This window comes from Deltaproteobacteria bacterium (assembly GCA_016874755.1).
Taxonomy (GTDB): domain Bacteria; phylum Desulfobacterota; class Binatia; order UBA9968; family UBA9968; genus DP-20.
This window is the reverse complement of record VGTH01000007.1, coordinates 94797-109639: the sequence shown is the minus strand read 5'-3', so window position 1 is coordinate 109639 and position 14843 is coordinate 94797. Positions and strand designations below refer to the sequence as shown.

Sequence of the window (14843 nt, the reverse complement as noted above, 5' to 3'; positions counted from 1 at the left end):
CCCTATCTTGCCAATTGCTTAGCCTCGCGAGCGTTCCCGCGGATGAAACTCCCGGTGAACTTTCTTCAAGCGCGCGCCGTCGACGTGGGTGTAAATCTGCGTCGTCGAAATATCGGCGTGGCCGAGCATGGCTTGCACCGAGCGCAGGTCGGCGCCGCCTTCTAACAAATGCGTCGCGAAGGAGTGGCGCAGGGTGTGCGGCGTGACCCGCTTGTCGATGCCGGCGGCGAGGGCGTGGGCGCGGATAATCTTCCAAAAGCCTTGGCGGCTTAGCGGCCTGCCCGAACGATTGGTGAATACGAACGGGCTCGCTTTGCCTTTGAGCAGGCGCGGCCGCATGTCGGTGACATACGAATACAATTTTTCGCGGGCGAACTTGCCAAACGGGATCGCCCGCACCTTAGAGCCCTTGCCTTTCACCGTAAGATAGTTGCCATCGAAGTTGATTTGTTGGAGCTGCACGCCGATCAACTCCGACACCCGCAGGCCGGCGCCATAGAGCAGCTCGAACATGGCGCGGTCGCGCATGCCGAGCGGCGAGGTTGGATCCGGGTGGGCGATCAGTTTGGCGATGTCGTCGCCTGATAAAGTATTCGGCAGTTTGCGGGGAGCAGCGGCGAAGCGCACCGACGGCAGCGGGTCTTTGGCGACCACCCCTTCAATTTTCAGAAACCGATACAACCGGCGCAGCCCGACCAAGCGGCGCACGATACTGCGGTTGGCGAGTCTCTGTTCGCGCAGGTAGCCGATGTAGGAGCGCAGCTGCAGCGGCTCCACGTCTGGCCATGCACCGATCCCTTGCTGGGTAAGAAATTCGACGAGCTGCGCGAGGTCGCGGCTGTAGGCTTCGACGGTATTCTTCGCCAAGCCTTTCTCCACCGTAATCGACGCCAGGAAGCGGTCGACGTAGAGACTAAGCGACTCGTTGGCTGGGCTCATTCTGCGGCGCCAGAATCCGTTGCAGCGCATCGCGCGCGGCTTCGAGACGACCCGGATCGAGCACTTTGCCGCCGCGTTCGTCAGTGACATAAAACACGTCGGCGACCTGATCGACGTTGGTGGAGATCTTGGCGACGTGAATCGACAGGCCAAGTTGATACAACGTGTGGGTAATCGTGAACAATACCCCGATGCGATCGTCGGTAAACACCTCGACGATGGTAAAACCGTCCGACGCTTCGTTGTCCATGCGCACGACGGTGGACACTTTGGGCACGCGCTTTTGCAGCAAGATCGATCTGCGCGAGCCCTCGACCAACTTCGCCACGTCGGTCTTGCCAGCCAACACGCTATTTAGCGTGGCGCGAAAGCGCCCCCACTTTTGCTCGTTCATGACGGCATCGCGTTTGCCGCGGTGCGCGATGCGAAACACATCGATGATCCGGCCGTCATTGGCCGTAAAGATGCGCGCGTTGACGATATCTAAACCCAGTGCCGTCAGAGCGCCGGTGATCGACGCAAACAAACCGGGGCGGTCCTGGGTGCAAATGACCACCGAGCTGCAAGCCCGCTCGGGAAAATGCTGCACGTCGACAACCGCGCCATCGCCGTCATAGCTCTCCATCAAGCGAAAATGGCCGGCGACATCGTTCTCGGGCGTCGAGAGAAAGTAACGATCGGGCATAATTTCGAGAAACGCGTCAACGCGCTCCGCGGCGCCGTCCTTCGCCAACTCCTTGCGCAGCCGGGTCTGAATGCGCCGCACCACTGCGCGCACGTCTTGGCGCTGCAGCTCGCCCTTTTCCGCTTCTTCGAGGAGATTCAACGTCTTGACGTAGAGCTCACCCAGCAACGACGCCTTCCAGGGGTTCCACACGTCGGGGCCAACGCCCTTCACGTCAGCGAACGTCAGCAGATAGAGCATCTGCAGATTGCGCACGTTGCCCATGGTCTTGGCAAAATCGAAAATCGTCTTTTCGTCCTCGAGATCGCGTCGAAACGCGGTGTGGGTCATCAGCAAATGGTGGCGCACGAGAAACTCAACGAGCGCGCCGTCGTCGGCGTTGAGCTTCATGCGTTTGGCGATCGGCCGAACCATCTCGGCGCCCACTTCGGAATGGCCGCCGCCCAAACCCTTGCCGATATCGTGAAATAATAATCCCAGATAGAGCAGCTCGATCTTGTCCGCCTCGCGCGCCAACTGGGTGAGCAGCGGCAAGGTTTTCTCATGGTCGCCGGCTTTGAGCTGCTCGATTTCCATGACGAGCCGCAGCGAATGCTGATCCACCGTATAGGTGTGGTAGGCGTCGTGCAGCACCATGCACAGCAGACGGCCGAACTCGGGGATAAAAGCCCCGAGGACGCCGCACTGATGCATTTCCGAAAGCGTTTCGTAGACCCGCTCTTTCCATTTGAGAATGCTAAAGAACGGCAGATTCGCCTCGGCGGAGCGCCGATACTCTTCGTCGATCAAACCGAGATGGGCGCGCATCACTTCACGGGTCTCATGGGCCAGCTCGTAGCCATGTTTCTGCATATCTTCGAACAAACGGATCAGATTGCTCGGTTCGCGCTGGAAGATTTCCGGCTTGGTGACGGACATATGCGATTTGGTGACGCGCACCCCGAGCCGTAGGTTGCGCCCGAAGCTGTAGCGCGCGGCGAACAGCGGCCGCTTGTGCTTGGTCATGCGATGGATGATCAAGTTGGTGATCCGGCTGATCTCCACGGCGTGGAGATAGTACCGGCGCATGAATACTTCGACGCCGCGCAGCATCTCTTCGCCCTGGAAACCCAAGGCATCGCTGACTTTCTCCTGGTGCTCGAAGGTCAACTGATCCTGATGCTTGCCTGTCGAAAAATGCAGCTCGTTGCGCACGCGCAGGAGAAAATTTTGCGCCTCTTTAAGCTTGGCCACGTCGGCGCCGGCGACGATCCCTTTGAGCGCGACATCCTCCAGGTCCTTGGCCTGCACCAGCACACGCGCCAGCCAGCGCGCCGTGTGGATATCGCGCAGCCCGCCCTCGCCTTCTTTGACTTCGGGCTCGAGCAGATAAACCGACCCGCCGTACTCCGCGTGTCGTTGCTTGCTTTCCGCCAATTTTTCCGCCACGAAACGGCTCGCTTGTTTGCGCAGCAAGCGTTTCTCAATATCGCGCTCGATCACGCCGTAGAGCCCGTAGTCGCCGCAAAGAAAACGCGAATCCAGCAGCGCCGTGCGAACCTTCATGTCGGCTTCGGCCAAGCGCATCGAGTCGTTGTTGGTGCGCAGCGCATGACCGACGGTGAAGCCGGCATCCATCAATGTGTAGTAGAGCTTCTTGGCCACGGCTTGCACAAACGGCGTCGGCTGACCGACGTGAAGAAAATAGAGATCGAGATCGGATTGAGGATTCAACTCGCCGCGCCCGTAGCCGCCCTGGGCCACCACGGCACACCGCAGCTTTTCCGCGGGGTGGTGCTGTTGATACTCCTCGGCAGCGACCGTGAACAGGTGGCGGACCAAGTGATCGATGATCGTCGTGTACGCCGAAACGATCTCCAAACCGCCGGCGCCGGCGCGGTGGCGCTCGAACAGCAGCTCGCGGCCGCGCTGCGCATAGCTGCGCGCGCGCCGGGTGAGATCGGCCTCGCCCTGCACCGAGTCGAGCAACGAACGAGAAAGCGCGATGGTATCCATGCCGGTTGTCGATGATTACAGCGTCTTTACCGCCAGCGTGCTCTGGTTGTATTTCAAAATCCCGTCATAGAGCGCCTCAACGACCGAATCCTGGTAGGCTTCCTGCGCCATGGCGCGGCCTTCGGCCTTGTTGGTGATAAAGAACATTTCCACCAGCACGCTCGGCATGCGCGCGCCGACCAGCACATAGAAGAGCGCCTTCTTCACGCCCAAATCGCGCACGTCCATTTTCTTGGACATGGTGTTCACCACTGAGCTCTGTAGGTTGTGCGCTAAAGTAATCGAGTCTTCGAGCTTCGAGTTCTGCATCATGTCGCTCAAGATGAACTGTAAATCGGAAATCTTGCCGCGCGGCGTGCCGTTTTCCCGCGACGCCAGGCGGATCGATGCCTCATCGGTAGTATTATCCAAGTAGTAGGTTTCCAAGCCGCGGGCGTCGGGCGTCGTCGCCGCGTTCATATGGAGCGAGATAAACAAGTCGGCATCCTGGGAATTGGCAATGGCGGTGCGATCTTCCAGCGGCACATAGGAATCATCCTTGCGCGTCAGCACGACCTGAATTCCCATGTCCTTTTGCAGCTTAGCGGCCAGCTTGCGCGCTACTTTCAAGACAATATCTTTCTCAGTGAGGCCGTCGACGCCGATGGCGCCGGGGTCGCGGCCGCCGTGGCCTGGATCGAGAACGATCTTGCGAATGCCCGGTGCTGCCGGGCGCGCGCCCGCTGACGGCAACGACGCGGTTTGCCGGCTGCGCTCAGGAACCGGTGTGGGCTTGCGCGTTTCCGCCACAGTCGGTGGCGGTGCCGCCGGCCGTGCGGTCTCCACCGGCGCAGCCTTGGCCGCTTCCGCAACCGGAGCCGGCCGATTTCTCTCGGGAGCCGATGGCACCGGCGCCGCGGCCTTGGCCGCTTCAGCCGGCGCTGCGGCGGCGTTTTTCTCCACCGCGACGACGCTGTTTTCCGCGCTGCGGTTGCCGGCGCCTTGAACATCGATCACCAACCGATACGGGTCCGGCAACAGGAACGCCTTATGATCGCGCAAACTGTTCATATCGAGGACCACGCGCACCGTTGTGTCGGTGTTCTGGCCTAGGCGCACGCGCCGCACCAAACCGTCGTCCACCGCAATCGGCTCCGCCGAGTCCATCGCCAGGCGCGTGCCGCTGATGTCGATGAAGATGCGCGGCGGCAAACTATTCTTCGGGTCTTCGGGCAAGCGGCCGATCTCGTAGCGCACCGATTCCGTCAGGTCCATCGTCACCCGCGTGTACGTCGGCGACGACAGCAAACGGACGCCGGTTAACTGCGCCTTTGCTTCAAGCGGCGGCGCGGCGGGCACCGCCGGCCGCTCGACCACCGGAGTCCGCCGTCCCGCTTGGGCGCCCCAGGCCGGCGGATTGAGCGCGAGCGCAGGAAAAATCGCTAGCCAAATGTAAAATAGTCGTTGGCTTTTCATAAATACCTCATCACAAAAAGCAGCATCGTCGTGCGCAACTACTTTCCCTTCGCCTCTTCGGAAAACTTGTACAATAAGTTCATCGCTTCGATGGGCGTCAACGCCGACACATCGACGCGGCGCAGCGCTTCGCGCAGCTTGCTATCGCCCGAAGAAAAAAGCGCCATCTGCACCGGCTCGTTTTGCTCCGCCGGGGTTGCCGCGGGCGTCAAAACTTCGCGGCCGGCGGCAGCGCCTTCGAGCTGGGCCAAAATATCCTTGGCCCGGGCGATCACCGGCGCCGGCAGCCCCGCCAGGCGCGCCACGTGAATGCCGTAGCTATGGCTTGCGGCGCCCTCCACAAGGCTGCGCAGGAAAATGATATCGCCCTGCCATTCTTTGACGGCAAAGTTAAAATTTTTGACACGCGGGCAGGTGCGCGCCAGCTCCGTCAACTCGTGATAATGGGTTGCAAACAGCGTGCGCGGCCGCGCCGGCGCGTCGTGCAGCGACTCGGCCACCGCCCAGGCAATCGAGATGCCGTCAAAAGTACTCGTGCCGCGGCCCACCTCGTCGAGCACGATCAGGCTACGCTCAGTGGCATGATGCAAAATATTGGCCGTCTCTTTCATCTCGACCATAAAGGTCGACTCGCCGCGCGCCAGCGAATCCGCCGCGCCAATGCGGGTGAAAATCCGGTCGACGATGCCCACGCGGGCTTCGCTCGCCGGCACGAAGCCGCCCATTTGGGCGAGAATGACGATCAACGCGACTTGGCGCATGTAGGTCGACTTACCGGCCATATTCGGGCCGGTGAGCATGACGATCTGCTGGGTTTCACTGTCCAGAGTGCAATCGTTGGGCACAAAGGCGCCGCGCCCGACGCTCGCTTCCACCACCGAATGGCGCGCTTCACGCAACCACAGGCTTTGGCCGTTATCGACGCGCGGCCGGCAGAAGCGCTCCGACTCCGCCACGCGCGCCAACGACAACAGGCTATCCAACGTCGCCAGCGCCGCGCTCATCTGCTTTAGCGCCGGATAGTGCGCCGCCACTTGCTCGCGTACTTTGGCGAGCAGCTCGGCTTCGATGCGGCCGATTAGCTCTTCGGAATTTAAGACTTTGGCTTCGTATTCTTTTAGCTCCGCCGTGTAGTAGCGCTCACCGGTGGCCATGGTCTGCTTGCGAATGTAATTTTCCGGCACCGACTTGAGATTGGCGTTGGTGATTTCGATGTAGTAGCCAAACACCCGGTTGTAGCGCACCTTGAGGGATTGGATGGCGGTGCGGCGCCGCTCGTCGGCCTCGAACGCTGCCATCCACTCTTTAGCGTGGCTGCGGGCGCCGCGAATCTCATCCAACTCAGGGTCGAAACCGGCGCGAATGAAGCCGCCTTCTTTGATCACAAACGGCGGGTCGTCGATGATGGCGCGGCTGACCAGATCGCTCACTTGTGGCAACGGCTGCAAATGACCGCGCAGCTCGATCAAGAGCGGCGCGCTCGCCACATCGACGCACTGCCGCAGACCCTCGATGGCCGCCAATGTTTGTTTGATCGCCACCAAGTCTTTCGGCGACGCTGAGGCGGCCAGGGTCCGCCCGGCCAAGCGTTCGAGATCCTGCATCGCCGCGAGACTTTGTTGCAGATCTTCGCGCAATCTAAAATGATCGACCAGCTCCTGCACCGCCTCGTGGCGCGCCGCGATCGCGCGCTCGTCGAGCAGTGGGTAGAGGAGCCATTGGCGCAGCCGGCGCGCCCCCATGGGCGTCAGCGTGCGGTCAATGACAGCAAGCAGCGAACCCTTGCGATCGCCGCCGTAGCTCGTGATTAGCTCCAAATTGACCCGCGTGCTCTCGTCCAAAATCAAATTGTTGGCAACCGCATAAACTTCCAGCTCGCGCAGCAGCTTGAGCGACTCGCCGGCATTGCGTTCGAGATAGGCGAGAATCGCCGAGGCCGCGCCGACGCCGACCGCATGATCGCCGCGTGACGTCATGCGATCGCGTGCCGCTTGAGAAAAAGTTTCCGCGCCAACGGGAGTCAAATGAACCGCCGGAAATTCGCGCCGGAGCTTCTCCGAAAGGGCCCGCTCGGGCTCCGGCAGCAAGAGCTCGCTCGGCTTGATGCGGCTCAGCTCGGTCAACAAGAGCTCCCAGTCGGCGGTTTCCGTGCAGCGAAATTCCCCGGTGGTGATATCGCTCAGGGCGAGACCAAAACGCTGCTCGGCTTTAACCACCGCGCAAAGAAAATTGTTGCCGCGGGCATCGAGCGCTTCGACCGCGGTCACCGTACCCGGCGTAATCACCCGCACGACTTCGCGCTTGACCACGCCCTTGGCTAGCGCCGGGTCTTCGACCTGCTCGCAGACGGCAACCTTGTGGCCGGCGTCGAGCAGTTTTTGTATATAAGGTTCCGCCGAATGGTACGGCACGCCGCACAGCGGCACCGAACCGTCGTCGGTCTTGTTGCGCGCCGTCAATGCGATGTCGAGAATCTTCGAGGCGGTCTGCGCGTCTTCGAAAAACATTTCGTAGAAATCGCCCAGACGAAAAAACAAAATCGCGTCGCGATGGCGCTCCTTGATCTGCAGGTACTGCTGCATCATCGGCGTGACTTTCGTCGGTTCCATCGAAATATCTGGAATCTGGAATTGGTAATCTGGAATCCGCCGCTAGGCGCGTCCGCTGAATTTTTCCCCCGCACCGTTCAAGAGCGCGCGCCGGCGCCGTGCCGGCAGCGCCGCGCGCGCCACCGCGCCCGACAACTCCTGCACCAAATGGCCGATGCCCAATGACAACACGAACTGGCGCTCCATGGCGCCCAAAATCTTTTCGCGGTCGCTGGTGATCATGAACAAATCTTCGCCGTTGGTGAGATAGCGCGAGCCATGGGTCACCTCGATCGCGCGGCCATCGGCTTTGCGCAACGGCTGCAGGCAGCGCCGGATCCGCTGCAGGCTAAAGCCATAACCGGCCAGGTCCTTTACGACCTTGAGACAGATCAAATCGTGAAAGGAATAAAGCCGCTTGGTGCCGCGCCCGCCGGCAAGCCGCACCGACGGCCGGACAAAGCCGCGCTCATCCCAGTATTGAATTTGCCGCAAACTCACACCGACAATGCGGCTTGCAGTTTTGCTGTCATAGGCGTCCATACCACCGCCCGGTTTCGGCAATGACAAATGGAAACATCAATGTTTTCCTCAGGGTAGAGGGCGCAGATCGGGTTGTCAACCCGATCTGCGTGGTTTCGGGTTCACCGGACTTGGGCGCTCGATGTAAAGCGGTATGGGTCCCCTCATTCGCGGTTGTTGGCTCGATCGACCCCGAACAACCCGGAACTCGAAACCCGCAACCGCTGCGCACAGCGCGGCCCCTCTTGACGCCGAATTCACCTCCGACGTATTCTCAGGGAAACTAGTTAGACGTCTAGCGCCTAGCGTTTAACCGCGGAAGTTCAAGGAAACGCTAGACACTAGACCCCAAACGCTAAACTCAAACCTGGGAGGTGTTTTATGGCGACCAACGGCACAAACAAAGCGATTCACTTGGCGACCCATTCCGGCTGGTATCGATTTGAACGAAACGGCGAAGATTGGCAGCAGACCGATCGCGCCCTGACGTTTTGGCAGATGAGCTGCATCCAGGTGGACCCCGGCGATCGCAAGAAAGTCTACGCCGGCACCGAGCACTCCGGCATGTTTGTGACCATTGATGCCGGCAAGGAGTGGAAGCGCGCCGAGCCCAACGTGCCGATCTTGGAAATGTCTGCGATGCTGGCGCTGCCCGGCAAAGTCATGGTCGGCACCCGGCCGGCCTGCTTGTACGTAAAACCTGAGGGCAAAGGCTGGGAAGAGATCAAAGGCATTCGCCAGGGCGCCCTGGGCGGCACCTTTCCACCCAACCCCGACTTGGCGCCGCGCACTCGGGTTTTGACAACTGAAAAATCCGGTAACCGCATCTACTGCGGCATCGAAGTCGGTGGCATTCTGGTCAGCGAAGACGACGGCCAGAACTGGACCAAACGTAACGACGGCCTCACCGACCCCGACTTGCACAGCATCCTGTCGGCGCAAAAACGCCCCGGCCTGTTGGTGGCTGCCTGCGGCGAAGGCGTGGCGCGCAGCACCGACCGCGGCAATAAATGGGCAACTGTGACGCCGCCGGGCGGCCGCACCTACGGCAACGCGTTGGCGGAGGACGACAACGGCAATATCTTTCTCGGCATCACCCAAGATCGGCCGCGCACCTGGCTGCGTGAAGGGCGCGCCAAAACCGCGATCTTCAAATCGCAGGACGGCGCCAAATGGGAATTCTTGACCGATCAGATGACCGGCGGCGTGATGGAAATGTGCGAGGGCTTCGACGGCGACAGCGTGCTTGTCGGCACCGCCGACGGCGAAGTGATCAAGGTCGACTCGAAGGGCAAGACCAAGACTTTGATTAGCGGTTTGCCTTGTATTAACGCGCTGGCGCTGGGCGCCTAGGGCCAAAACAGAAACGCGGAAAGCGGAAATTTCAAATCCCAAGAAACCTCGGGCTGATTTTTTCCACGTTTCCGCTTTCCGCGTTTCCGCTTTTTAGTTTGGCAGTTTCTGATACTTCCCGCGAAAAAACAGCAGCGGCCGTTCGCCGGTGGCGGCGACGTTGAGGATCTCGCCGACGACGATGGTGTGATCGCCGCCGTCGTAGCTCTGGGTGATGCGGCACTCGACATGGCCGAGCACGCCATCGATGATCGCCGCACCGTTTTGCCCTTCGTGCCAATTGAGGCCGGCGAACTTGTCGATACCCTTGGTGGCAAAGCGCTTGGAGATATCCTCTTGATCTTCGCTTAAGAAATTGACGGTGTAGCCGTTGCCCTTTTCAAAGCAGTTATAACATGTGGCGCCCTTGTCGACGCTGATGATCACGAGCGGCGGATTGAGCGAAAGCGACATGAAAGCATTCGCCGTCAATCCCTGCGGCGCGCCGCCCTGGTCTTTGGTTGTGATCACTGTCACGCCGGTGGCAAAGTGCCCCATCACCCGGCGTAGTTCCTGTGCTTCGATGGTCATGATTCACTCACGATCGTGAAAAAATTTTTTCTCACAGGTAACAGAGCGCCGGCGGTGCTGTCAATCAGGACCGCCTCGCTAACGCTCGGCATTACAAATTGCAGATTTCAAATTCCAGAACCGAAAAGCTTCCAGCGCAGCAACTAGACGAATAAGCTCGGGGCGTGATAGACATACGCTATCGAAAGGAGATTCCTTATGGCCGTACAAGAACGCAAAGCCGCTAACACACTGGAGCAATATATCGCTGAAGTTCGCGCGATTTGGGGCGACGGCAAAGATCCGCAGCTGCCCTTCAAAGTCAAAGCGGCAATGGAAAAACTCTTCGCCTCGACCAGCCCCAACGACCCCTGGATGGCCGAGCTGATCGGCGACGGCAAACCGTCGCGCGAGCTCTACCGCGATCCGGATCATGGCTTTATCCAGATGGGCCATGTGCACAAGCAGGGCCACGGCAACACGCCGCACGATCACGGCCCCTGCTGGGTGGTCTACGGCGCCTACACCGGGCTCACCGAGATCAAGACTTTCAAACGCACCGATGACGGCGCTGAGCCGGGCAAAGCGGTGCTGGCACAGCACCGCCTCGACAAGCTTTCAGCCGGCACCGTGATCCCCTACTTGAAAGGTGAGATCCATTCGACCAACGCGGTCCAAGGACCTGGCGTGGTATTTCGTTTCTTGAGTTATGATTTGGATAAGATCGATCGCAGCCGCTACAACATCGAGAAGCAAAAGCTGATTCCCGTGCCGGCATCGAAGTAAGAGTCTCCATGAGCGGCGCTGAAATCTTTTTCGAGCAGATCCGCTCCGCGGGCTGCCTGTCCTATATTCTTGGCTGCGCCGCGGAAAAAGTCTGCATCGTCATCGACCCAGAAATTGACAAGGCGGACGATTACGTCGGGCTGGCGGAATTTCTCAAGGCCAAACTACTTTACGCCATCGACACCCACACCCACGCCGATCACAACTCGGCATGCAAAGTCATGCGCGAGCGCTATGGCATCCAAGTGGTCATGCACCGGGCTGCCGACGCGCCCTACATCGATATTCGCGTCGATGACGGCGACGAGATAAAATTCGGCCGCCAGGCGCTCAAAGTCGTCGCCACACCGGGCCATACCCTCGACTCGATGTGTTTGCTCTTCAACGACCGGATTTTCACCGGCGACACGCTTTTGATCGGTGGCTGCGGCCGCACCGACCTGCCCGGCGGCAGCGCCGAGAGTCAGTGGCATAGCCTGCGCCGCCTCGAAGCGCTGGGCGGCGACCTGCGCCTCTACCCCGGCCACGACTATCGCGAGGCGGTTTCGACGCTGGGCGACGAGAAACAAAAAAATCCGCGTATGACAATCACTTCGAAAGACGAGTTCATCCGGTTCATGACCTCGCGCAAACCGCCCCTGCCACGCAAAATTCAAGAAGCTTTTGAATGGAACCGCACACCGTTTTTCCGCCAGCGCGGCATGGGCGAAGGCATCTAACTCCACACAATCCGGAGCCACCCGTTGCCAAAGGTCGACCCTCAACAACTCCTAGAGTTTTGTCATCAACTGCTGTCCAAGGGCGGCATGCCCGCCGACGATGCCAAGCTCGTCGCCGACCTGCTGGTGCGCGGCGAGCTGCGCGGCTACGCCGGCCACGGCGTGATTCGCGTCAGGCCCTATTTAGACTGGATCAAAGACGGCACCTACCAGATCAAAGAGCGGCCGGCCATCGAGCGGGAAGGCAAAATCGCCGCGGCCGTCGACGGCAAACATTACATCGGCCAGGTGGCCGCCTGCTTCGCCATGGAGCTGGCGATCAAGAAAACCAAAGAACACGGCGCCGGCATCGTCACCCTGCGGCGCGCCGGCCACACCGGCAGGTTAGCCGACTACATGGAGATGGCCACCGCCCAGGGCATGATCGGCATCGGCGCAGCCTGCGTCGGCTCGGCCGTCACCGCGCTTTACGGCGCCATGAAACCGATCACCGGCACCAACCCGATGGCCTTTGGCATCCCGGCGCGCGGCGGCAAGCAGATTATTCTAGATTTCGCCACCGCGTCCATGAGCATGGGTGAAATACAAAAGCGCGTGCGCGCCAAAGAGAAAATCCCCGCAGGGGTCATGCTCGACGGCCACGGCAACCCGACCACTGACTTCGACGCCTTTCGCGGCCCGCCGCGCGGCGTCTTCACCGCCTTCGGCGGCTACAAGGGCTCGGGTGTCGCGCTGATGACGGAAATACTCGCAGGGCTGCTTTCCGGCAACGGCATGGGCAAACTCTACTGGGACAACCGCGGCCACGGCGTCAACGGTTTGTTTCTTCAAGCCTTCGCCGTCGAAGAGTTTCAACCGCTGGAGACGTTCTACGACAAAGTCGACGAGATGATCGGGTTCATCAAATCGACAAAGTGCGCACCCGGTTTCAGCGAGATACTGCTGCCCGGCGAATCGGGGCGGCGCCGCGAAGCGCAGAACCAACAGCGTGGTGTCGAGATCGAAGGCCCGACCTGGGAAGCGCTGAAGGAATTAGCCGGTACGCTCAAAGTAGCCACGCCGCCGATCCAGCTACAGTAGGCGCGCTTTGATCGGTGGCGCAAGAGTCACTCCTCGCGATTTAGCAGCTCGACCAAGCCACCCAGCGGCACGTCAACCCACTCCAATCGAGTGTTGAGTGCGTCGGTCAATTCATAAATCGCCCTATCGAGCAGGAGCACGTCGAGCAGCACTTTGTTTTCTTCTTTGGTTTTCGGCAGAAAAGCACTGCGCTGAACCGCTTGAAAATACCTCTTGAGAAACACGGCGCAAACCCAGCGATTCCAAAAGTGCGCCCAGGTTCGAGCGCCACCGCGTCCTCGACGCGATGACCGCTGGTGCGCACGGCCACCCGGGCCGCATTGTCGAACGAGCGCAGCATGGATGCCACGTCGCGCAATGCCGGGCGCTTCAGGCGCCGCTCACCGAGCAGGCGACCGGGCTCGCCCGAGAAATCGACGAGCACAAAATCCTTGCCGGTAAACAGCACTCGTCCGAGATGGTAATCGCCATGGCAGCGCAGCCGCAGCCCGGTAATCTTCCTATCGAGCGGCATCCGGTAGCGCGCCAAAAGGCGCCCCTCGGCGCCGCCAATCTCGCTGGCTAGAGGCTTGAGCGGTTCCGCCAGTTGCGCCAAGCGCTGGCGCAGGAGTGCCAGCGCTCGCTGCGCCGAGGCGCGCAGGTTCTGATATAACGATTGGCGGTCCTGCAACGTGAATGGCTCAGGGGCGAATTGCGGCTCCTCGCCAGCGTTCGACAGCGCAATGTGGAACTCGCCGGTGCGTTGTCCCAAAAGTCCCGCGGACGCAAGGTAGCCACCGATCAGCTCCTGCGCCGCCTCGGAAATCTCTTCCTCCGCCAAGTCGACGAGATGACGGCGCGGAAATTCAACGTCACAGGGACGTGGCAGACACCGCTCAAAAAACTGCTTCAGCGCGTCGAGTGTGTAGCTCCAAGCGTCGGCTTCGTGCAACACCCGGCCCTGGAGGATCGCCACCACCGTCGGCGCGCGATCGGGGCAGCGCAGCTCGATGTGTCCGGCCAGCGTCGGAACGTGGCGAAAACTCGTCCTATCGTTCAAAAAGCGATTAATTTTCAAATCGGGATGGATGCCCGCATACAAGCGTCGAAACACCCTGAGCACCAAGCGCTCGCCAAATATCACGGAAGTATGGTTTTCCTCGTCGCGCACCCAGGTGGCCGCCGGGATGATCGCCGGCGGACCGATTAGTTTGCGCAAGCCGCGCGCTGGCACGGCCGCTACTTCAATGCCATCCTCATCCGCTGATTTCACAACCCGACGCCGCACGCTGGCGTCGCGCAGCGTGCCGGCGAAGTCGGCGTCGATCAGCGCATCATAGACAACGCCCTCCTCGACTGGCTGCAACCCCACGGCCAGCTGAGCGATGACGGCCTGGGAAAGCTTAAGCTCTCCCGAACGCTCGCCACTCGCATAGCGAATCGGCAGCAGATAATCTTCCGCAGCTCCCTCGTGGTACTGCACTTGCACGATACTGACGTAGGCGGTCGCACCGTTGGCACGCAACGGCACCGCATCGATCAATCGCACTTGCCGCGCCGCGCGCGCTGGAACCAGGGGTGCTGATCCGAGGTATGGTTGATCACCAGCTCGGTGACGACCCGCAGATTGCGCTGGTGCGCCGCTCTCAAAAAAGCGCGAAAATCTTGCAGCGTGCCATAACTCGGATGAATGTCGGTGTAGTCGGAAATATCGTAGCCGTCGTCGCGCAGCGGCGACGGCTAGAACGGCAAGAGCCAGATTGCCGTAAACCCCAGGTCCTGCAAGTAGTCGAGCTTTTCAGTGAGCCCTTTAAAGTCACCGATACCATCGCCATTGCCATCGCAAAAGGCGCGCACATGGATTTCGCAAAGGATTGCATCTTTGTACCACTGGGCGTGCGCGGCGCGGGTCAGGGGGACGCTTTGTTTGGCAGCGTCAGCTGCCGTGCTCTGGGGGTTTTCGGTCATAGGCTTCGCAGCCGCACGATTGGCGAGGTTTGTAATGGCTCGGCGACGCGGACATTTCCTTCAGTCCCGACCGTTGAAAAACCCTTCGGGGCGCCGCGTTTGTGTTGGAAAAACCGCCCTCTGGCCGCCGCTTTCAGAACCCAGGTAGGGTTGAGCAAATCGTATACCAGCGCCGGCACAGTAACCTCTATTCAAAGCAGCGCCACGTCGCCCCCTAGCGCGCTG

11 protein-coding genes and 1 pseudogene are annotated in these 14843 nt (G+C 60.4%); 4 read left to right on the top strand and 8 right to left on the bottom strand.

The genetic code is table 11. The annotated features are described in order from the left end of the window. Positions 1–18: 18 nt before the first annotated feature. The 5 genes from xerD to FJ145_06295 are packed head-to-tail and all read right to left on the bottom strand — an operon-like array spanning position 19 to position 8205. Positions 19–939: a site-specific tyrosine recombinase XerD gene (gene xerD, locus FJ145_06315; GenBank protein MBM4261043.1), complete on the bottom strand. Its 921-nt coding sequence runs from the start codon at positions 937–939 to the stop codon at positions 19–21. Then, positions 914–3619, bottom strand: a complete 2706-nt coding sequence (glnD, locus tag FJ145_06310; GenBank protein MBM4261042.1) for a [protein-PII] uridylyltransferase — start codon at positions 3617–3619, stop codon at positions 914–916. Before glnD ends, xerD begins: the two co-directional genes overlap by 26 nt. A 15-nt stretch (positions 3620–3634) precedes the next feature. Continuing rightward, positions 3635–5074 carry an N-acetylmuramoyl-L-alanine amidase gene (locus FJ145_06305; protein MBM4261041.1) on the bottom strand — a complete coding sequence of 480 codons (1440 nt, stop codon included), beginning with the start codon at positions 5072–5074 and terminating at the stop codon, positions 3635–3637. 38 nt (positions 5075–5112) lie between these two features. After that, a complete protein-coding gene (mutS, locus tag FJ145_06300; GenBank protein MBM4261040.1) occupies positions 5113–7683 on the bottom strand; it encodes a DNA mismatch repair protein MutS in 2571 nt (856 codons plus the stop codon). Between the two features lie 42 nt (positions 7684–7725). After that, positions 7726–8205: a MerR family transcriptional regulator gene (locus tag FJ145_06295; protein ID MBM4261039.1), complete on the bottom strand. Its 480-nt coding sequence runs from the start codon at positions 8203–8205 to the stop codon at positions 7726–7728. A 360-nt stretch (positions 8206–8565) separates the two neighbouring features. Between FJ145_06295 and FJ145_06290 the strand changes: the two genes are divergently transcribed. Beyond that, a complete protein-coding gene (locus FJ145_06290; GenBank protein MBM4261038.1) occupies positions 8566–9537 on the top strand; it encodes a hypothetical protein in 972 nt (323 codons plus the stop codon). 93 nt (positions 9538–9630) lie between these two features. Here the strand turns inward: FJ145_06290 and FJ145_06285 are convergent, their stop codons facing one another. Next, positions 9631–10107: a flavin reductase family protein gene (locus FJ145_06285; protein MBM4261037.1), complete on the bottom strand. Its 477-nt coding sequence runs from the start codon at positions 10105–10107 to the stop codon at positions 9631–9633. A 198-nt stretch (positions 10108–10305) separates the two neighbouring features. On the opposite strand from FJ145_06285, the gene FJ145_06280 reads away from it, so the two are divergent. Genes FJ145_06280 through FJ145_06270 form a run of 3 tightly spaced genes read left to right on the top strand, consistent with a single transcriptional unit; the run spans position 10306 to position 12671 of the window. Beyond that, positions 10306–10872, top strand: a complete 567-nt coding sequence (locus FJ145_06280; protein ID MBM4261036.1) for a hypothetical protein — start codon at positions 10306–10308, stop codon at positions 10870–10872. Positions 10873–10880: 8 nt separating this feature from the next. Next, a complete protein-coding gene (locus tag FJ145_06275) occupies positions 10881–11591 on the top strand; it encodes an MBL fold metallo-hydrolase (GenBank protein MBM4261035.1) in 711 nt (236 codons plus the stop codon). A 9-nt stretch (positions 11592–11600) separates the two neighbouring features. After that, positions 11601–12671 carry an Ldh family oxidoreductase gene (locus FJ145_06270; GenBank protein MBM4261034.1) on the top strand — a complete coding sequence of 357 codons (1071 nt, stop codon included), beginning with the start codon at positions 11601–11603 and terminating at the stop codon, positions 12669–12671. A 106-nt stretch (positions 12672–12777) separates the two neighbouring features. On the opposite strand, the gene FJ145_06265 is transcribed toward FJ145_06270, so the two are convergent. Together FJ145_06265 and FJ145_06260 are read right to left on the bottom strand one after the other, a co-directional pair. Further along, entirely contained in the window at positions 12778–14226 is a 1449-nt protein-coding gene (locus FJ145_06265) for a hypothetical protein (protein MBM4261033.1), read from the bottom strand. Continuing rightward, positions 14190–14618, bottom strand: a pseudogene (locus FJ145_06260) (hypothetical protein). Before FJ145_06260 ends, FJ145_06265 begins: the two are co-directional and overlap by 37 nt. Between the last annotated feature and the right edge of the window lie 225 nt (positions 14619–14843).